Source organism: Labrys sp. E2SS-1L (assembly GCF_057073705.1).
Window position 1 is genome coordinate 1,568,109 of the sequence record NZ_CP172713.1, and the last position, 20,281, is coordinate 1,588,389.

The following is a 20,281-nucleotide window of genomic DNA, read 5'->3' on the forward strand; positions in this document are numbered from 1 at the left end:
TATTTAGATTGCATTCGTAATCTATATCAGATATAGAGGTCGAACGCAATCTATCTTTCAAAGAGGCCACGGACATGAAACTGAAGCCCGTTCTGGTTGGGGCAGGTGCACTGGTCGCAGCATTGGGCGTGGCCGGGTTCGTTGTGCTTTTGGCGCGGCCCCACGAAGCTTCGGCTGAAAGCGACCCCAGACAGGAACCGCCTTTGGTCAGAGTGATACGGGCAGGCAACGCGGTCGAAAACGAGCGCAGCTTCACCGGCCTCATCGGGGCCAGGGTGCAGAGCAATCTCGGCTTTCGCGTTCCCGGCAAAATCCTGGAACGCCTGGTTAATACGGGTGAACAGGTGAAGGGCGGCCAACCGTTGATGCGGATCGACGAAACGGATCTTCGCCTCGCAGTGACGGCAAGGCGCAACGCTGTTGCCGCAGCACGGGCTGCCTTGGTTCAGGCGAGCGCAGACGAGAAGCGATATGCAACATTGGTGAAGAGCGGACTGGCAGCGACCCCGCAACGTTATGACCAGGCCAAGGCGGCCCTCGATACCGCCCAGGCACAAGTTGCCGCGGCCGAGGCGGATGCCAAGGTTGCAGAAAACGAGGCGACCTATTCCGTCCTGGTCGCAGATGCAGATGGAACGGTCGTCGAGACACTCGGGGAGCCAGGTCAAGTTGTCTCCGCGGGCCAGCCTGTCGTTCGGCTTGCCGTGGCCGGGCCTCGCGAAGCAGTGGTGGCCCTTCCCGAGACGATGCGGCCTACGATCGGTTCTGTAGCCGAGGCGACTCTTTTTGGAAGCGACGAACATCCCTACACGGCGCATCTGCGCCAGTTGTCGGATTCTGCCGATCCGCAGACCCGCACTTACGAGGCTCGCTATGTGCTCGATGGCAAAGCCGCGACAGCTCCGCTCGGTGCAACAGTTACCATTCGAGTCACAAGCCAAGCGGACCAGCCGCAGCGCCAGATTCCTCTCGGAGCCGTGCTTGATGACGGCAGCAAGACCGGCGTCTGGATACTCGATCCAGCCACCTCGACTGTGCATTTCCGCCCTATACACCTTGTTCGCATGAGCAGCGAAACGGCCATGATCTCCGGGCTGAACGAGGGAGACTCCGTTGTCTCCCTCGGGGCTCATCTCCTCCAGGAAGGCGCACGCGTCAAGACCGTGTCTGAGAGCGGGAGCCGGTGATGTCGTTCAATCTTTCCGCGATCGCAGTGCGTGAACGGGCTGTTACCCTGTTCTTCATTCTCCTGCTGGTGGCTGCGGGCGCATATGCCTTCGTCATGCTCGGACGGGCGGAGGATCCCAATTTCACCATCAAGACACTGACCGTCACGACCGCATGGCCCGGCGCCACGGCGCGCGAGATGCAGGACCTCGTCGCCGAACCGCTGGAGAAGCGGCTTCAGGAATTGACCTGGTACGACCGTGTCGAGACGACGACGCGGCCCGGCTATGCCTATATGACGGTAACACTGAAGGACAGCACACCTCCGTCCATCGTGCAGGAGGAATTCTATCAGGCCCGCAAGAAGTTGGGAGACGAGGCTCGCAATCTGCCGCCCGGCGCCCTCGGCCCGTTCGTCAACGACGAATATTCGGACGTGAGTTTCGCCCTTTATGCGCTCAAGGCCAAAGGCCTTCCGATGCGCGAACTGGCCAGGCAGGCCGAGACCATCCGCCAGGAACTCCTGCATGTTCCCGGCGTGAAGAAGATCAACATCATTGGTGAGCGCCCCGAGCAGATATTTGTCGAGTTCTCCTATCCCAAACTGGCAACTCTGGGTGTATCGGCCCAAGATATCGTCACTGCCTTGCAGCGACAGAACACTGTCACTCCAGCGGGCTCCATCGATACCCAGGGTCCGCAGGTTTTCATTAGGGTCAATGGGGCCTACGACAGCGTCAAGACGATTGCCGATACACCGATCGTTGCTGCAGGGCGAACGTTGAAGCTTTCCGACATCGCCGACGTCCGCCGCGGATACGAAGACCCACCCACCTACATTATCCGACGTCAGGGCGAACCCACCATCATGCTCTCCGCAGTCATGCAGGAGGGATGGAACGGACTAGAGCTCGGCAAGGCGCTCGAGGCGAAGTCCGCAGCAATCGCCCAGGCGATGCCGCTTGGGCTGACGCTTGAAAAGGTTACCGACCAGGCTGTCAACATCTCCTCGGCAGTTGACGAATTCATGCTGAAGTTCGCGATGGCCCTCGGCGTGGTGCTGCTGGTGAGCCTGCTCAGCCTCGGCTGGCGCGTTGGCATCGTCGTGGCGGCTGCCGTGCCGCTCACGCTTGCTGTTGTCTTCCTTATCATGCTGGAAACCGGCCGGTTCTTCGACCGCATCACCTTGGGCGCACTGATCCTTGCACTTGGCCTGTTGGTGGACGACGCGATCATCGCCATCGAAGTCATGGTGGTGAAAATGGAAGAGGGCATGGATCGCATCAAGGCGGCGGCTTATGCCTGGAGCCACACTGCTGCACCCATGCTCTCCGGGACACTGGTGACCATCGCTGGTTTCCTGCCGGTGGGATTTGCCCGATCCACGGCGGGGGAATACGCCGGCAACATCTTCTGGGTTGTTGGCTTCGCCCTTATTGTCTCCTGGATCATCGCCGTCGTCTTCACCCCTTATCTCGGCGTCAAGATGCTTCCGGCGTTCAAGCCGATCGAAGGCGGACATCACGCGATCTACGATACGCCGAACTATCGGCGCTTGCGGCGCCTCATCACATTTGCCGTGCGCCACAAATTCGTCACCAGCGCCATCGTTGGTATTGCCTTCGCTCTCTCGGTTGTCGGCATGGGGGCCATCAAACAGCAATTCTTCCCGACATCCGATCGTCCCGAAGTGCTGGTGGAGGTACGCCTGCCCGAAGGCACGAGCATCGAGACGACGACGGCCACGGTCAAAAAGTTGGAGAAGTGGCTGGACAGCCAGCCCGAGGCCAAGATCGTCACAAGCTATGTCGGGCAAGGCGCGCCGCGTTTCTTCTTTGCGATGGCGCCCGAACTGCCCGACCCGGCCTTTGCAAAGATCGTCGTCCTGACCCCAGACGCTGAAGCGCGTGAGGTTTTGAAGCATCGGCTCCGAGCGGCCTTGTCGCAAGGCCTGGCGCCCGAAGCCTATGTGCGTGTCACTCAGCTCGTCTTCGGACCTTACACCCCGTTTCCGGTCGAATTCCGGGTGACGGGACCCGATCCTGCACAACTGTACGGCATCTCGCAGAAAGCCCTCGATATCATGCGCAGTGTGCCGGACGTCAGGCAGGCTAACCGTGACTGGGGCAATCGCACGCCCGTGCTTCGCTTTGTTCCCGATCAGGATCGTCTGAACCTCATTGGTCTCTCGCCGGCGGAGGTGAGCCAGCAGTTGCAGTTCCTCCTCACCGGCATCCCCGTTACCCAGGTTCGCGAGGATATACGCAATGTCCCTATTGTGGCGCGTAGCTCCGGCGGCGAGCGCCTGGATCCGACACGCCTTCAGGATTTCTCATTGATGAGCCGGGACGGCCGGCAGATCCCGCTTGGCCAGATCGGACACTCTGAAATCCGTCTGGAAGAGCCGATCCTGAAACGCCGCGACCGTACGCCTCTCATTACGATCCGTTGCGACATCAATGAGGCGACCCAGCCTCCGGAGGTATCCAAGCACATCATGTCGGCCCTTCAACCGCTGATCGCGTCACTCCCGGCGGGCTACCGCATCGAGATGGGCGGATCGATCGAGGAAGCTGCCAAGGCCAATGTTGCCTTGGGCAGGGTCTTCCCGGTCATGATCGCCGCCACGTTGATTGTCATCATGCTGCAGGTGCGATCCTTCTCGATGATGGCCATGGTGTTGTTGACCGCACCGCTCGGGCTTGTAGGTGTCGTGCCTATGTTGCTGGCGTTCAATCAACCTTTTGGATTCAATGCGATCCTGGGGCTGATAGGGCTGGCGGGCATCCTGATGCGCAACACGCTGATCCTGACCGAGCAGATCAAAGAGAACCGGGCAGCTGGCCTCGACGATTATCACGCTGTTATCGAGGCCACGGTGCAGCGCACAAGACCAGTGATCCTAACCGCACTCGCAGCCGTGCTGGCGTTCATTCCCCTCACGCATTCCGTCTTCTGGGGATCAATGGCCTTCACGCTGATCGGCGGCACGGCGGCGGGCACGGTGCTCATTTTGCTGTTCCTCCCAGCGCTCTATGCTGCGTGGTTCCGGATCAAGCCGACTGCGATTGACTTCCATTCGCAGACTTCCGCGGGCGAGCGAATAGGCTCGCACGCAGCGATTGCCGCCGAATAAGGCACTATCGTTGGCTCGAGTACTCTGTGTCCACTTCAGGGCTTTGACGATGCTTTCAAGGATTCAACGGCAGCTTCGGCGCAAACGCAAAAACCGTCCTGACGGTCAGATCAGGACGATTATTGATTTATGGCAGAATTGGTTGCAGGAACCGCAACCAATTCTTACGCCGCAAGTACGCCACAGCGGTAGTAATCACGATTTCGCTCGATAAACTACGATTGAGGCGATTAAGCTTCAGCCGATTTCGACAAAGAACACCTTTTCTTGCTGAGCTTCCCGGCCTTCAATCTTGAGCGACACCTTCGCCTCCCGAATCGTAGGAAGCTAGCACTTGGGCTGGGGTGCCATCAGCGCTCAATCCTGAGCCTGGCCCAGCGACGACGTCTACTGCTGATCGCGCAAAATATCAGCGGCGCGCTCGCCGATCATGATGCAAACCGCATTCGGATTGCCGGATATCAAGGTCGGCATGATTGAAGCGTCGGCGACCCGCAATCCCTCGATTCCTCGGACCCGCAGTTGCGGGTCGACGACAGCCATTTCATCCCCGCCCATACGGCAGGTTCCCGCAGGATGGAGCGCCGCATGGGCCTCTTGCTGGCAGAAGGCTCTGATATCGGCCCGCGCCGTCAATTGGCGTGACGGCGTGTGCCTGGCCGCCAGATACTTCGCGATGGCCGGTTGTGACATGATGTCGAGAGCGGCCATCGTCCCATCCGTGAGGGCGTCGAGATCATAGGGATCGGAGAAATAACGCGGCGTGACCCGCGGGTTGTCGGCGAAATCGGCGCTGGCGAGCGTCACCTCCCCTCTCGAGCGAGGCCGGATCTGACCGAGATTGACGGTGCAGCCATTGCCGCCGGGCACCGCGTCGACGCCTTCCTCGATGCCGGCGCCGACGACCATGAAATATTGGATGTCCGGCGTCGCCTGGCTCTTGTCGCCCCACCAGAAGGCGCCGCCTTCAATGAGGTTGGAAGCGGCCGGTCCATGGCGGAACAGGGCATAGTTCAAGCCCGCCAGGGCCTTCCAGTGCAGTTTTTTGTATTTGTCATAGCTGTGCGGACCGTTGAGCTGATAAATCAGCGAAATCTCGATGTGGTCCTGGAGATTTTGGCCAACGCCCGTCAGGTCGGCATGAATGTGGATGCCATGGCGCGAGAGCTGCGCGGCCGGACCGATGCCCGACAGCATCAGAAGCTTGGGCGTGGCTATCGCACCGCTTGAGAGGATGACCTCCCGGCGTGCCTTGTAGACGCATCGGGTGGCGCCCTGGATGCATTCGACACCGACCGCGCGGCCTCTCTCGATGATCACGCGCGTCACGGCCGTTTCCGTCCGGATCTGAAGGTTGCGACGCCGGCGGGCGGGCCCGATATAGGCGGTGGCGGCAGAACTGCGCCGTCCGTTGCGGGCAGTGATCTGATAAAATCCGCATCCCGTCGGATCGCCCGAATTGAAGTCGGGATTATAGGGGAGCCCCGCCTGCTGGCAAGCCTGGAGCCAGGCGCGCGTCAGCGGATGGATATGGTCGATGTCGGAGACACCGAGCGGGCCACCCACACCGTGCACCTGGTTGCAGAACCGGTTGTTGTCCTCGGCGCGCTTGAAATAGGGCAGCACGTCGGCATAGCCCCAGCCCGTCGCACCCATGGCAGCCCACTGCTCATAATCGCCCGGAACACCCCGGATATAGATCATGGCATTGACGGAACTGCCGCCGCCCAGCACCCGTGCCTGCACCATGGTCGGGTTTTGCGGCTGTCCCTGCTCCGATGTCGGCTCCCAGGCGATCCGCTTGAGCAACGAGCCTTGCGCCGTCTTGTAATAGGCACCGGGAATATGGATGTACGGGTTGCGGTCGCGCGGCCCTTCTTCCAGAAGCAGGATGTCCACATCCGGGTCTTCCGACAGGCGGGAGGCGACGACGCAGCCGGTGGAGCCGCCGCCGACGACGATATAGTCGAACGTCCGGACATCCGCCGACTGAGATGCCAGGATGCCGAAGCGAGCCGATCCCATGTCAAGCTATCCTATCGCGTCTGTCGAGAATGGATGCCCCCGCCTTGAGCGCCAGTGCGGCAATGGTCAAGGCAGGGTTGACGGCAGCCGAAGTCGGCAGGACGGAAGCATCTGTAATGTAAAGATTATTCACATCATGGCTGCGGCAATCCGGATCGACGACGGAGGTGTGCGGATCGTCGCCGAGGCGCGCCGTACCGCATTGGTGTGACGTCGTCTTACGGCCGAATGTGTGGCTGAGAACGATCGGAAATCCCGCCTCGCGCATGACCGCCCGGGTCTTGGCGATCAGTGCCTCGTGAGCGGGCATGTTCGAACGCACCCAATGCATGACGATGCGTCCGTCACGCACCGTGACGCGGCTTTCGGGATTGGGAAGATCCTCGCTCGTCAGGAACCAGCCATAGGCATAACGCGCGAGGAGCTTGGTGAACCAACCCGGCGCCGGCCCCGGGAAATTGGCCTTCAGAATATTGCCGGTGATGCGACCGAGCAGCTGGACGTTGCCGAGCGGGAAACCGTACTCATTGTCCTCGTTGTAGAAATCATTGAAGGCGATGGTCTTCTGATAGACGCAGTCATTCGGCTTGAACGGATCGATGGCGAGCATCGCCGTGGTATTGTGGTTCATGAAGTTGCGCCCGAGCTGGTCCGAGCCATTGGCAAGCCCGTTCGGATGCGCCTGGTTGGCAGAACGTAACAGCAGCGCCGCCGATTGCACGGCGCCGGCAGCAATGGCGAACGATCCGGCCGAAAGGCGCTGCTCGACGCCATCCTTCACATAGACCGCAGCCACGACCTTGCGACCGCTTTCGTCCGTCTCCAGGCGCGAGACGTTGGCGCCCGTCACCAGGCTGACACTGGGATGGGCTAGCGCGCTCGCCAGAGGGCCTACCTCGGCGTCGATCTTGCCCAGCCCGGTATTGGGAAAGGCATCCCAGCCCGTCCGCGCCCGCTCCAGCCAGGCATCGAGATCGATCGCAAGAGGAAGCGCAGAAGGATGCACACCTGCGCCTTCCAGCCGCCGGCGAATGGCTGCGATCGCCGGCTCGTCTGGAACCGGTGGATAGCCATAGGCATGCGCATGCCGAGGCTCCGTCGGATCCTGCTCGGCGGAGCCTCGCACCCGGAAGAGCGCTTCGGCCCGGTCATACCACGGCGCCAGGTCTTCGTAGGCGATGGGCCAGCCCGGCGAAGCGCCACCCATATGCGCTCGCGGCGCGAAGTCCTGGCGGCGATAGCGATACATCACCGCGCCGAAGAACTTCGAATTGCCGCCGACATAGTAATAATTGCCTGGCAGGAAGCTCTGACCATCCGTACCCAGCCATTCCTCCGATGAGCGATAGTAACCCTGCTGGAAAATCGCGATGTCGTCGCGCGCCTGCGGCGCGTCCTTGAGATAGCCCCCTCTTTCGAGAATGACGATACGGAGGCCGGAGGGCGCGAGGCTGTGAGCCAGCGATGCTCCTCCGATGCCCGAACCAACGATGACGATATCTGCCGCAATTGTCATGAAAGCCGGCCTCAGTCGATGCGGGTTTCGGTATCGGCGTCGAATAGGACGACGCGTGAGGTATCGACGCTGAGATGGGCTTCGCGTCCGGGGAACGCCTGCTTCGGTGGCAGGCGGGCGGTGACCTCGGCGCCGCCGAGCTGGAACACCACCAGCGTGTCCGGTCCGGTTGGTTCCACGACGTCGACATCGATCACAAGGTTCGCACGTGCCTCGTCGGCGGCGGCAAAGTTCTCCGGGCGGATGCCGACAAGGACTCTTCGGCCGCCATATTTCCGGGCCGCCTCTTCCGAGATGGCAATACCCGAGATGCGGGCAGCCGGCCGGTTGGCAATCTCGAAGACGACGTTCGCAGTCGCCCCCTGGATCTCGAGCACGGCTGGAATGATGTTCATGGCGGGTGACCCGACGAAGCGCGCCACATAGACATTGGCCGGACGGTCATAGACCGCCTGCGGTTCGTCGAGATGCTGCACCACGCCATCCTTCATGACCGCCACGCGGGTCGCCAGGGTCATGGCCTCGATCTGGTCGTGGGTGACATAGACGATCGTCGTGCCGAGCCGCGCGTGGAGGCGCTTGATCTCCGTGCGCATGTCGACGCGCAGCTTGGCATCGAGATTGGAGAGCGGCTCGTCAAACAAGAACAGCTTGGGCTGGCGCACGATGGCGCGCCCCATGGCGACGCGCTGGCGCTGGCCGCCGGAAAGCTGCGAGGGCTTGCGCTCGAGGAGATGGGTGATCTGCAGCATATCGGCCGCAGCCTTGACCGCGGTCTCACGTTCGGCCGGCGCCACGCCGCGGATCTTCATGCCGAACTCGATGTTCTGCCGCACCGACATCGTCGGATAGAGCGCGTAAGACTGGAACACCATGGCGATGTCGCGATCTTTGGGGGAGAGATCGTTGACGACCTTCCCGGCGATCCGGATCTCGCCGCCCGTGATGGTTTCGAGTCCCGCGATCATGTTCAGGAGCGTGGACTTGCCGCAGCCGGACGGACCGAGCAGCACGAGAAAGTCTCCGGTGTCGATGGAGATCGAGACCTCCTTCAGGACGGCGAGGTTGCTGTAGGACTTGCGGACACGGTCGATTTCAAGCGTGGACATGGGCTCAGCCTTTCACGGCGCCGGCGGTCAAGCCGCGGACGAAAAAGCGTCCGGCGGCGACATAGACGATCAGGGTTGGCAGGGCGGCGATCATGGCGGCGGCCATGTCGACATTGTATTGCTTGCGCCCCATGGTCACGTTGACGATGTTGTTGAGTGCCACCGTGATGGGGGAGGATTGCCCAGCGGTGAAGGACACGCCGAACAGGAAATCGTTCCAGATCTGAGTGAACTGCCAGATACAGGACACCACCATGATGGGAAGCGCCGTCGGCAGCATCACTGAAAAGAAGATGCGGAAGAAGCCAGCGCCGTCGATCTGCGCCGCTCGCGTCAGTTCATCCGGGATGGTGATGAAATAATTCCGGAAGAACAGGGTCGTGAAGCTGATGCCATAGACGGTATGGACCAGAACCAATCCTGGAATGCTGCCCGACAACCCCAATTTGCCGAGCACCTGCGCCATGGGCAGGATGACAGCCTGGAACGGCAGGAAGCAGCCGAACAGCAACATGCCGAAGACGAAATTCGATCCTCGGAAGCGCCATTTGGTCAGGATATAGCCGTTGATGGCCCCGATGCCCGTCGAGAGGACCACCGCCGGGATCACCATCAGCAGTGAGTTTACGAAATAGGGGCGTAGCCCGTTGCAGGCTGTGCCTATGCATGCCTGCCCCCAAGCCTTCTGCCAGGCCTCGAAGGTCAGCACCTGCGGTGGACCGATGAAGGAGCCGGCATAGATTTCGTCCAGCGACTTCAATGATGTCACGATCATGACCCACAGCGGCATCAGATAAAAGGTCGCGAGTGCCAGCAGGGATCCGTAGATGAACAGCCGTCCAAGCCTGTGCGAGCGGCGCGCCGATGCAGCTTCAGTGCTCATTGCCGCAACCTCAGTGCTCATTGCGGTTCTCCCTTAATTCCGAATAGAGGTAAGGGACGATGATGGCGGCGACCGTCATCAGCATCATCATGGCACTGGCGGCGCCCACGCCCATCTGGTTGCGGCGAAACGTGGCCGAGAACATGAAGGTCGACGGCATTTCCGTCGCGCTTCCAGGTCCGCCATTGGTCAGAGCCAGCACGAGGTCGAAGCTCTTGATCGAGATGTAGCTGAGCAGAACGATCACGCTCAGAAAGGCCGGCCGCAGCATCGGGATGATGATGCTCACATAGGTGCGTGGCAGGCTTGCGCCTTCGATCTGTGCGGCCTTGATGATCGAATTGTCGATGCCGCGAAGGCCGGCGAGGAAGATCGCCATCGCAAAGCCGGTCGACTGCCAGACAGCGGCGATAACCACGCAGTAGATTGCGTATTCGGGCCGCGTGATCCAGTCGAAGACAAAGCTGGTCCAACCCAACCCGTTGACGACCTTCTGAATTCCCAGATCCGGATTGAGGATCCATTTCCAGGCCGTCCCCGTCACGATGAAGGACAGTGCCATCGGATAGAGATAGACGGCGCGCAAGACCCCTTCGGCGCGGATACTCTGATCGAGCAGGATGGCGATCAGCAGGCCGATAGCGATCGTGATGGCCAGGAACAAGATGGTGAAGATGAACAGATTGGCGACCGCGGTTTCCCAACGCGGGGTAGACCAAAGGCGCAGATATTGCTCAAGGCCGACAAAGTCATATCGGGGGACCATCTGGGACGAGGAGAGAGAGATCCAGCCCGTCCACACAATAAAGAGATAAACCCCGACGAAAACGACGACCAGGCTGGGAGAAAGTACCAACCTAGGGAGCCATAAAGTAAATCGGTCTTTCAACGAAATCGTGCTGCGCATAAGTCCGCGCTCCCGCTGTTCCCGCGAATACGCCAATTTGACAACCGCCAACAGGCCCGCTGTCGGCGGATTGATTGGCGTTAGCGCGCGTTGTTGATCCCGGACACGAGCGCCTGGACGGCATCTTTCGATGACATGTCGGAGACGAAAAACTTGCTGACGACGTCACTGAAAACACCAGTGAACTGAGGCTGCGCGGCAAATCCTTCGGTTAGACCGCCGAGCATGGTGCCGTTCTCGACGGAGGCTTTGCGATCGGCGAAGCTGCGCTGGGCGCAAGCATCGAAGTCATCAACCGACACATCAGACCGTGCCGGGATGGAACCTTTGATTTTGTTAAAGTTCTTTTGAACTTCGGGATCCATGATGGACTCTGCCCAAGCGTCCTGCCCTTCGGTTGTCTTGGCGTCGTTTATCTTGAAGAGACCGAACGCGTCGATGACGAACTTGTAGTTTGGGGTGGCGGTCGGTGTCGGAAAGCAAAGGAAATCGACGCCGGGCTTCATACCCTTGGCCAGAAACTCGCCCTTGGCCCAATCGCCCATGACCTGCATCGCGGCCTTGCCGCTGGCGACCATACCGGTAGCGACGGCCCAGTCCCGACCGGTAAAGCCGTCATCGACGAGCCCACGAACCTTGCGCAGTTTATCGAAGGCGTCGACCATCTTGTCGCTGGAAAGAGCTCCCTCATCGAGATCGATAACGGCCTTCTTATAGAAATCGGGGCCGTTGACATCGACGAGAATGGCTTCGAACACCTCGAGAATCTGCCAAGGCTCATCGCCGATGGCGAGCGGTATCACGCCCGCTTTCTTGAGCTTGTCCCCGGAACCGATCAGTTCGTCCCAGCTCTTGGGTTCGGAGATGCCGGCCTTGTCGAAGACAGCCTTGTTCGCCCAGACCCAGTTCTGGCGATGCATATTGATCGGCAGCGAAATATAGTCGTCTCCGCTCTTCACGAAGGCCAGCAATTGAGGGGCGAGCGCCTTGTCCCAGCCATTCTTGGTATAGAGGTCGTTAAGCGAGCGGAGCACGCCCTCCTTGGCCCAATCGAGCCCCTCATATCCGAGAAACTGCATGGTCGCCGGCGGATTGCCTGCGGCCAGGCGCGTACGAAGCGCCTGCAGGGCATTGGCCCCGGACAGACCTCCCACAGCACTGTCCTGCCACTGATATCCCTTGGAGGCGAGCTTGTCGGTGATGACCTTGAGGGCCTTCACCTCGCTCTCGGACACCCAATGATGAATGCCCTCGACGGTGCCCTTACTCTGCGCCATGGCGGCGGCCGGTATGAGCAAAATCGAAGCAGCGAGAAGCGTGGTCCATTTCATGTCAGTTCCCCTTTTTTCATTTTTAAAGTCGAGACAAGTCGGCAGATCCGCTGGCTTCTGCGTCTGTCGGATCCGCCTTCGGCTAGATGTCGGCCGGCTCGACCGCGGCCGCGTAAGGCACGTTGCGCCCGCCATAGCGGCGGACACGGATGTTGGCCTGCTCGGCATGGCCGGCAAAACCTTCCATCAGGCACAGCCGTGAGCCATAGGCGCCGATCAGAGCGGACGCCTCATCGGTTTCGATGCGTTGATAGGTGCAAGTCTTCAGGAACTTGCCAACCCATAGGCCCCCTGTATAGCGAGCGGCCTTGTTGGTCGGCAGCGTGTGATTGGTGCCGATGACCTTGTCGCCGAAGGCAACGTTGGTCCGGGCACCGAGGAACAGCGCACCATAATTCTTCATATTGTTCAGGAAGTATTCGGAGTCGCGGGTCATGACCTGGACATGTTCGGACGCCACGAAATCGGCCTGCGCGACCATCTCCTCGAGCGTGTCGCACAGGATGATCTCGCCGAAATCTTCCCAAGCCTTTGCGGCAATTGCCGCCGTCGGCAGGATCTTCAGCAGGCGCTCGATCTCGGCCAGCGTATCCCGCGCCAGATTTTCGGAATTGGTGATCAGAACAGCCGGCGAATTGACGCCGTGCTCGGCCTGGCCCAGGAGATCGGTCGCCACCAGTTCGCCGTCGACACTGTCATCGGCGATGACCAGGGTCTCGGTGGGACCGGCGAAGAGGTCGATCCCGACCTTGCCGAACAACAGGCGTTTTGCCTCGGCGACATAGGCATTGCCGGGCCCGGCCAGCATATCGACCCGGTCGATCGTCTCCGTACCATAGGCCATCGCCGCAATGGCCTGAACGCCGCCGAGGCAGTAGATTTCGTCCGCGCCGGCCAGCGCCTGCGCTGCCACGATCTTGGCGGAGATCTTGCCCTGGAACGGAGGGGCACACGTGACGATCCGTTCGCAGCCGGCAACCCGTGCAGTCAGCACCGTCATATGCGCCGAGGCCAGCAGCGGATATTTGCCGCCCGGGACATAACAGCCGACATTCTCGATCGGTATGTTGCGATGACCGAGAACAACCCCCGGAAGCGTCTCGACTTCCAGGTCCTTCAGGGCATCTTTCTGGGCCTGCGCAAAGGTGCGGATCTGGTCCTGCGCGAAATCGAGATCCTCGCGTTCGCGCCGGCTCAGCGCATTGATGCAGCTGTCGATTTCCGTCTTGGTAAGGCGGTAGGAGACTCGGTCGAACTTGTCGAACCGGATGGAAAGGTCGCGGACGGCCGCGTCGCCGCCGGCTTCCACCTGGGCAAGCAGTGCCTGCACGGCCTCTGTGATGCCGCCGTCGGTCTCTCCGGCGACGGTGGCTTGCGCCGTTTTGATGTGCCGTATCATGGCAATGAACCTTGGTTTGCGGAAACGAGGCGTTCCGCACTGCAAAGGGATGAGAGAGGATGGAATCGGGGGTGCTACGCCCCCCGGGTCATCTAGAGATGCTGTTCACGGGCACGCATCTCGGCATAGGCGGCCTGTTCTTTCTCGTAATAGGCCGGCGAGGGAAAATCCCACCAGCCCGTGGCAAAGGGCCCCGCCGCATCGCGCGACACGATGACCTCGACCAGGGCCGGTCCGCCGCATTCCAGCGCCGCCTTCAGGCTGCTTTCCAGATCTTCGTCCTTCTCGACCTTCCAGGCCTGCAGGCCGAAAGCGCGGGCCGAGGCGGCGATATCCGCGGAATAAGGCTCGCCATTGCCGGAATGGTGATTGAATTCAGAGGCGACATGGCGGCCCATGAATTTCCGTTGTCCGCCGCGGATCGACATGTAGCCACTGTTGTTGAGCACGAGGAAGACAGTGTTGATACCGTTCATCACCGCCGTCCCCATTTCCGGCAGGGACATCATGAAATCGCCATCGCCGACGATCGCCACGACCTGGCGGTCGGGACAGGCGAGCTTGGCGCCGAGTGCGGCCGGTACCGCCCAACCCATCGGCGAATACGATCCGGATGTCAGATGCGTGCGCGGTTCATAGACCGGGAAGCTCTGCTTGACCGAGCCCTGCGTATTACCCGAACCGACCACGACGACGCCGTTGCGATCGAGAACCTTGCGCAAGGCGGCCAGCGGACGCTGGGAGGTAAAGGGGGTTTCGCGGCTGTTGATGCGCGGAGCAACCTGCGCCTCCCAGTCGGCCTTGGCCTTCTGCACATCGGCCAGGAATGTTTCGCGGCGCGCCAGCATCCTGGACGACTCGGCCTCGGAGATCAGCGACAGGAGCGCCTCGAGCGTGACCCTCGCATCGGCGACGATCCCGACTTCTGTCTCGTAATTCTTGCCGATCTCGCGCGGATCGAGATCGATATGGATCAGCTTTGCCGACGGGATCGAAAAAGACACGCCCTTGGCATAGGAGGAGGCCGACCAGTCGGTGAAGCGGCAGCCGACGGAGACGACGACGTCGGCGGAGGCCGTGATCGCGTTGCCGCAGGTCGTGCCGGTCTGGCCAACGGCGCCGATGAACAGAGCGTGGTCTTCCGAAATGGCGCCCTTGCCGTTCCAGGTGATGGAAACGGCCGCGCCAAGCTTTTCGGCCAAGCGCGTCAATTCAGCCGACGCATTGGCGGTAATGGCGCCGCCACCGGCGACGATCACCGGCCGCTCGGCCGTCAATAGCAGCTTGACGGCAGCCTCGATCGCTTTGGGGTCGGGATAGGCGATGCCGATCGGCAGGCGCTTGTCCAAGGGATGGATGGTCACCTCGGCCGCTTCGACCTGCACGTCCATCGGCACTTCGACATGGACAGGACCGGGCCGGCCGGTCAGCATGGCATTGAAGGCGCGGTGCATGATGCTCGGCAGCACCTGAACGGAATGGGCCTGCCAGGCGCGCTTGGTGACCTGCTCGGTGATGCGGGCAAAGGCGTTGTCCTGCTGGCGCTCCAATTCCTGCATGGTGCCATGACCATGCATATAGGTCTGCGGCGAACCCGAGACATAGAACAGCGAGGTGGAGTCGCAATAGGCCGTCGCCAGGCCGATGATGGTGTTGGCGGCACCTGGGCCGACCGAGGTCGAGCATGCCATCGGGCGACCGCTGGCCCGGAAATAACCGTCGGCCATGTGGACGGCACTCTGCTCATGCATGACCTGGATGAAGGGAAGCTGCGAACCTTCCTCCAGAAAGGCGTCGAACAAGGACCAGATACCATGGCCGGGCACACCGGCCACATAGCTTACGCCATACTCCTTCAGCGCCCTGGCAACAACCTGCCCGCCCGTCAACTTCATTGGACCATCCCTCACTGCTCGTTGTGATTTCGAGCTGGAGGGTTGTCTGCAAACACCCTGCCCTCCAACGATGGCTTATTCTTTGGCGGAGCAGCAATGCTTACAAGTTCGCAGGCAACGATTCACTGACGCAGGATGACGCGTAGCTGGGTTCGCTTTGCGTCGCTCGCTTATGGTGATGGCGGCTGGGGTCCCTCTCGTCATTGCCAGGACGGGCACCTGTCTTGCCCGCCAGCAATGGCGGCGGCCCCCGCCGAAAAGTACCTCGATCGTGCCCTCTCCCTTCGCAACAAGCACCTCTGTTTGCTTCATAATGCGTCGAATAAAATCGATGCGCGCAATTTTGTGCACGCGCGCGGTGTGGCTTTCTGCAAGGCAAGACGTCATGGACGAGGAGAGACTGCGCCATGCAGAACCAGACGAGAGACCTGGCCTTTGCCGATGATTTCATCATCGCCAAGCTGGTGGAGAATGTGGCCGACTACGAAGTCTCGGACGCCGTCGTCGTCAATATCAGCCCTTCTGCCATGGTGACAGGGGACGATCACCCTGCCATCGTGCCGGCCTGGAAGTCGACCTGGCTCAAGGGCGGCTGCATCCGGTCGGCCAACCGCGCTGTTCTCATCAAGGTGGTCAGGCCGACAAATCTGGGCGGCTGCATGTTCCGTGGCTGGGACTGGCTCGGCAACCGCATTCGCAGTTTTCCGCGCGACACGCCGCTCTTCATCTCGGCACAGGATGAGGTCGGCCGCGTAACCGTCGATCCCCGCGTCTTCACCAACGAGTTAGCGGCCGCACAGGTCGCACAGGATTTCACCTTGAAGCTGAACCTGTGGTGGTCACCGGGCGATACGGACTGCTTCATCCACAACGAGCATCCCTTTCTCGAGACCCACACGCAGATCCACGGCATCGGCCGTATGCAGAAATTCAAGGAGCGTGATCCGTCGACGATCTACGAGGACGTCGTGATGCCGATCGGCTATTCGCACGATCCGTTCTGCCGCGTCACCGGCCCTAATCAATGGACCTATCCGTGGCATCGCTATTACGCCGAGACAGACAGCATCTGGCTCGCCATCGAACTCCACCCCTGAGCGTCGAACGGCGATAGGCAACTTCAACTCATCTGGATCATGTCCGATCCATCGCCGAGATATTGAAGCGCCTCACGCGGAATCGCCGGATCATTGCGATCCATGACGGTAAGGGCCTTCAGATGCTCGCGGCGCAGCAGGCCGGGCCCGCGATAATGCAGCGCAACCTTGGTCGAATAAGGCTGGCGAAAGACATTCGCCGCAACGCCGCTCGCAATGCCGAACATGAACTTCTTCGAGTTGCGTTTCACCTGGGCGTAGACGCCGAACGTCATTTCATTGGACTGAATGCCTTCGAAATCGGCGGTGAACAGACGGTCGGCAACTGGGAAGCAGAAACCGTAATATTTGAAGACATATTCGATCTTGGACGGATCGTCGAAGCTCGGAAACCTCTCCACATAATAATGTTGAAGAAATTCCTTGTTTCTATAGATACAGAAGGCGGATTTAAGGACGAAGCCCTTATAGATCGAAGAAAACTGATAGCGATCATAAACACCGACAATATCGTTATGATCGGCATTGTTTTCGACGATCATGCTGGAGACGAAGCGGGAGAACTCCGGCAGCTGGCGAGCCGTGGCCATGGCATGGAAAAAGTTTCCATCGACAAGCGTGCGGAATTCATCCGGATCCGTGAAAAGTATCGCTACGCTCAGGCCGAAATAATTGGCGATGATGCGCAAATTGGTGGCGGAAGGAACATGCGCACCCGACAGATATTTATTGAATTGCTGCCGGTTAACATTGATCTTGCGGCAGACGGCTGCCACGGACCCGTGCCGGTCGCACAATGTCCTCAGATTGGCTGCAAGAGCGCCGCCATCCCTGCCCAGATGTTCCACCACTTGCTCTCCCAATCTGACGCGACCTGACGCAGATTCTACGTCATAGTGAGAATGACTTCAACGGCCTGCGAAATTGTGGTCCGGCCTGAACCCCGCCACTCTCTCCTGACCGCGGGCTGAAAGAGGTTCTGGCTGTGAATTCAATGCAAATAGCGGGCTGGTCTGTGATGGGAACCGGCACGATCGCCACCGAACATATGGTTTCGGCAATCCGCTCGGTTGGCCATGAACCATTGTGGGTCGTCAGCCGGAACAACGATTATGCCAAGTCCTTCTCGGAAGACCTGGGCATTCCGAGAACGTCGACCGAGGCGCAGCAGGCGCTGAGCGATCCGGCAGTGAGCTTCGTCTATGTCAGTGCGGCCCGTAGCCGACGAGGACACTATGTTTCGGCCGCAGCGGCAGCCGGTAAGCACGTTCTGTGCGACGGCCCGCTTGCCGATACGAGCCGCGTTGTGCGGGCTCTCGTCGAGCGCTGCGCGCATTCGGGCGTGGCCCTCGCCATGAACCAACCGCTACGTGCCTCCAACATCCATCAAACCATGGGCAGACTGGTGATCGAGGGCGAGATCGGTGCCTTGCGCTCGCTCCTGATCATGCGCGGCGCACCGTCTCAGTCGCCGAACCGCAGAAGCGAGGCATTGGAAGAACCCGCCGACCTGCTTCTCGACATGTCCGTGCAGGACGTCGATCTCGCCCGCTTCCTGACGGGCCGGGACCCAATCGAGGTTTCTGCCCTGCCGACAACGCCCGGCGACGGCCGCCGGCAGCAGATGGCCTATGCGATGCGCCTAGCCGGTGATGTCGTTTTCCAGGCTTATGAGAGCGTCACCACGGCCGAGTTCGATAGCATGGTCATGCTCGCCGGCGATCAGGGCGCGTTGATCGCCCACGGCACCCTTAACGGCAAAGCATCGGGCACGCTGGTGCGGCGCCTTGGTGCACGCAACGAGCTGATCCCCGTTAGAGACCGGGACGCCCATTGCACCACCGTCGAAGGCTTTGTCGCATCGATCCACAAGCCCACGCCGTGGTTATGCCGCGGCGAGGATTGCATCATGGCCCTGCGAACGGTCGAAGCGCTTGCGGCGTCGGACAGAAAACGCCGCACCATCACCATGTGAAGGCGTCCCCCCCACACCTGCAACAGCCGAGACCTCCAAGACATGGAAACCAAACCCAATCAGTTGATCTTTCATTCGATGGCTTCGCGGTGGAATACGCTGGCCATCGACATCGATATCGCACGCAGCCTCGGCTTCGATGGCCTCGAAAGCTCCGGAGCCAAGATTGCCGCCTTTCTCGACGCCGGCTTCAGCAAAACCGATCTGCGCGACCGTCTCGCGGATCTCTGCGTGCCCGGCATCGGCTTCCTGATCGATCTGGAACGACAGGGCAAGCGTCGGGGCGACATGCTGCGCGAGGCAGAAGAACTCTGTCAATTGGCGGTCTCTGCGGGAGCGAGAGGGATCGAGGCGATTACCGGTCCTCTGGATCTACGCGCTTTCGAGCCTGGAGCGGCCAGGTGCTATCCGCAGCTCTACCGGGGTCTCATCGACTTGCCCGAAGAGGAACAGACGACCCTGACCGCCGCGAACCTCGGTGCTGTCGCCGATATTGCCGCAGACCATGGGCTCATCGTCTATCTCGAGGCTCTATCCTGGACCCCGCTGAACAGCATGGACGCGCAGTTGCGCGTCATCGACAGATGCGGGCGTGACAACGTTCGCCTGGTCGTCGATTTCTGGCATGCCTATACCGCAGGCGACACCCCTGATCGGATCGCCCGGCTGGACAAGAATCTCATCTACGGCGTGCATCTATGCGATTCCCTGCCCTATCTGGGCGGCATCCCGAATGAAGCCGCTTTGCGCGATGTCCCCACAGGAAGCGGCACTCTCGATCTAAAAAGCTGGGTCGATGCAGTTAAGGCCACCGGATATACGGGCTGGTGGAGCTGCGAGCTCTTCTGCAGGCGCCAGCATCAGGACAACAGCTATGCCGTCGCTCGGGACCTGAAAATCCTGATGGAGCGGCTGATTCTGGATCAACCAGACAGTTCTCAGATGAAGAATGAAGGAACAAACACATGAAGCTCGAGACACTGCTTCTGGAAGGCAGCCAGCATGGCCGCACCGAGATCAGTCACGATACTGTCGAGCTTATTGCCGATGGCAAAACGGATTGGTTCTTCAACCCGTCGGACGGCTCGCGCCTGTCGAATGTCATCCGCTTGACACAAGAGGTCGCCCACGAGGCCTTCTCTCTTTCTGCCAGAATTTCCGTCGACTTTGCCTCGCCCTATGACGCTGGTGCACTCTTCATCCAATGCGACGAGGAAAACTGGGCGAAGGTTGCCTTTGAATATTCCGCCAACCGCAAGCCGACGATCGTCAGCGTCGTGACCCGAGGAACGTCGGATGACGCCGATGGCCCGAGCTATCATGGGGACCATGTCTGGCTTCGCCTTTATTGCGACGGGAAAATCGTCGCTGCCCACTTCTCCGAAAACGGACGGTATTGGCACTTCCTGCGCGTCTTCACCCTACCAGGCATCCGGCAAAGGCCGGTCCGCATCGGTCTCGGGGCGCAATCCCCGACCGGAGAGGGCACGCGCGTAGTGATGTCAGATGTGAGATTGTCGCCGATCCGGATCGAAAATCTGCGCAACGGGGAATAGACGGCATCAAGCACCGTCGGCTTTCAAACCGGGGTGAGTGGGTGTCGCCAACCCGCATCGCCTCGCCGGTGGCATCCGAGAGGATGACAGCGGACGGGGCCTCGCAGAGGGTCCAGTTTCCGCCGCCGTGGTCAGAAACGCAAAAAAGCCCTGATGGTCAAATCAGGACGGTAATTGATTTATGACAGAATTGGTTGCGGGGGCAGGATTTGAACCTGCGGCCTTCAGGTTATGAGCCTGACGAGCTACCGGGCTGCTCCACCCCGCGGCAGGAATTTGTTTGCA

15 protein-coding genes and 1 tRNA gene are annotated in these 20,281 nt (G+C 60.4%); 6 read left to right on the top strand and 10 right to left on the bottom strand.

Annotated elements, in window-relative coordinates; all coding sequences use genetic code 11:
- Window positions 1–74: 74 nt before the first annotated feature.
- On the top strand, window positions 75–1,187 hold the full coding sequence (locus ACIGJE_RS32780) for an efflux RND transporter periplasmic adaptor subunit (RefSeq protein WP_483680754.1): 1,113 nt from the start codon (window positions 75–77) through the stop codon (window positions 1,185–1,187).
- Entirely contained in the window at window positions 1,187–4,303 is a 3,117-nt protein-coding gene (locus tag ACIGJE_RS32785; protein WP_483680755.1) for an efflux RND transporter permease subunit, read from the top strand. Before ACIGJE_RS32780 ends, ACIGJE_RS32785 begins: the two co-directional genes overlap by 1 nt.
- 387 nt (window positions 4,304–4,690) lie before the next feature.
- Here ACIGJE_RS32785 and ACIGJE_RS32790 read toward each other — a convergent pair whose 3' ends face one another.
- From ACIGJE_RS32790 to ACIGJE_RS32825, 8 genes are all read right to left on the bottom strand, one after another.
- Window positions 4,691–6,328: a GMC family oxidoreductase gene (locus ACIGJE_RS32790; protein WP_367626388.1), complete on the bottom strand. Its 1,638-nt coding sequence runs from the start codon at window positions 6,326–6,328 to the stop codon at window positions 4,691–4,693.
- 1 nt (window position 6,329) lies between these two features.
- On the bottom strand, window positions 6,330–7,844 hold the full coding sequence (locus tag ACIGJE_RS32795; RefSeq protein WP_483680757.1) for a GMC oxidoreductase: 1,515 nt from the start codon (window positions 7,842–7,844) through the stop codon (window positions 6,330–6,332).
- 11 nt (window positions 7,845–7,855) lie between these two features.
- Window positions 7,856–8,953, bottom strand: coding sequence for an ABC transporter ATP-binding protein (locus ACIGJE_RS32800; protein ID WP_149249142.1), 1,098 nt, complete (start codon window positions 8,951–8,953; stop codon window positions 7,856–7,858).
- A gap of 4 nt (window positions 8,954–8,957) precedes the next feature.
- A complete protein-coding gene (locus ACIGJE_RS32805) occupies window positions 8,958–9,836 on the bottom strand; it encodes a carbohydrate ABC transporter permease (protein WP_367626406.1) in 879 nt (292 codons plus the stop codon).
- 10 nt (window positions 9,837–9,846) lie between these two features.
- Complete coding sequence (locus ACIGJE_RS32810; RefSeq protein WP_483681218.1) at window positions 9,847–10,731, bottom strand: carbohydrate ABC transporter permease; 885 nt, start codon at window positions 10,729–10,731, stop codon at window positions 9,847–9,849.
- 92 nt (window positions 10,732–10,823) lie between these two features.
- Window positions 10,824–12,074: an ABC transporter substrate-binding protein gene (locus tag ACIGJE_RS32815; RefSeq protein ID WP_367626391.1), complete on the bottom strand. Its 1,251-nt coding sequence runs from the start codon at window positions 12,072–12,074 to the stop codon at window positions 10,824–10,826.
- 82 nt (window positions 12,075–12,156) lie between these two features.
- Window positions 12,157–13,473, bottom strand: a complete 1,317-nt coding sequence (gene hisD / locus ACIGJE_RS32820; RefSeq protein WP_367626392.1) for a histidinol dehydrogenase — start codon at window positions 13,471–13,473, stop codon at window positions 12,157–12,159.
- 92 nt (window positions 13,474–13,565) lie between these two features.
- Window positions 13,566–15,368, bottom strand: a complete 1,803-nt coding sequence (locus tag ACIGJE_RS32825) for a thiamine pyrophosphate-binding protein (protein WP_367626393.1) — start codon at window positions 15,366–15,368, stop codon at window positions 13,566–13,568.
- A 407-nt stretch (window positions 15,369–15,775) separates the two neighbouring features.
- On the opposite strand from ACIGJE_RS32825, the gene ACIGJE_RS32830 reads away from it, so the two are divergent.
- Window positions 15,776–16,465 (top strand): hypothetical protein, encoded by a 690-nt coding sequence (locus tag ACIGJE_RS32830; protein ID WP_367626394.1) that lies wholly within the window; start codon window positions 15,776–15,778, stop codon window positions 16,463–16,465.
- A gap of 23 nt (window positions 16,466–16,488) precedes the next feature.
- Here the strand turns inward: ACIGJE_RS32830 and ACIGJE_RS32835 are convergent, their stop codons facing one another.
- Window positions 16,489–17,241, bottom strand: coding sequence for a helix-turn-helix domain-containing protein (locus tag ACIGJE_RS32835; protein ID WP_483680759.1), 753 nt, complete (start codon window positions 17,239–17,241; stop codon window positions 16,489–16,491).
- A gap of 242 nt (window positions 17,242–17,483) precedes the next feature.
- On the opposite strand from ACIGJE_RS32835, the gene ACIGJE_RS32840 reads away from it, so the two are divergent.
- Genes ACIGJE_RS32840 through ACIGJE_RS32850 form a run of 3 tightly spaced genes read left to right on the top strand, consistent with a single transcriptional unit; the run spans window position 17,484 to window position 19,996 of the window.
- The gene (locus ACIGJE_RS32840) at window positions 17,484–18,440 is read left to right on the top strand and encodes a Gfo/Idh/MocA family protein (protein WP_367626396.1); all 957 of its coding nucleotides are present in this window, start codon (window positions 17,484–17,486) and stop codon (window positions 18,438–18,440) included.
- Between the two features lie 42 nt (window positions 18,441–18,482).
- A complete protein-coding gene (locus ACIGJE_RS32845) occupies window positions 18,483–19,409 on the top strand; it encodes a sugar phosphate isomerase/epimerase family protein (RefSeq protein ID WP_367626397.1) in 927 nt (308 codons plus the stop codon).
- Window positions 19,406–19,996 (top strand): DUF1349 domain-containing protein, encoded by a 591-nt coding sequence (locus ACIGJE_RS32850; protein WP_440727768.1) that lies wholly within the window; start codon window positions 19,406–19,408, stop codon window positions 19,994–19,996. The genes ACIGJE_RS32845 and ACIGJE_RS32850 overlap by 4 nt, the downstream gene beginning before the upstream one ends.
- A gap of 191 nt (window positions 19,997–20,187) precedes the next feature.
- On the opposite strand, the gene ACIGJE_RS32855 is transcribed toward ACIGJE_RS32850, so the two are convergent.
- Window positions 20,188–20,264 (bottom strand) — tRNA-Met (locus ACIGJE_RS32855).
- Between the last annotated feature and the right edge of the window lie 17 nt (window positions 20,265–20,281).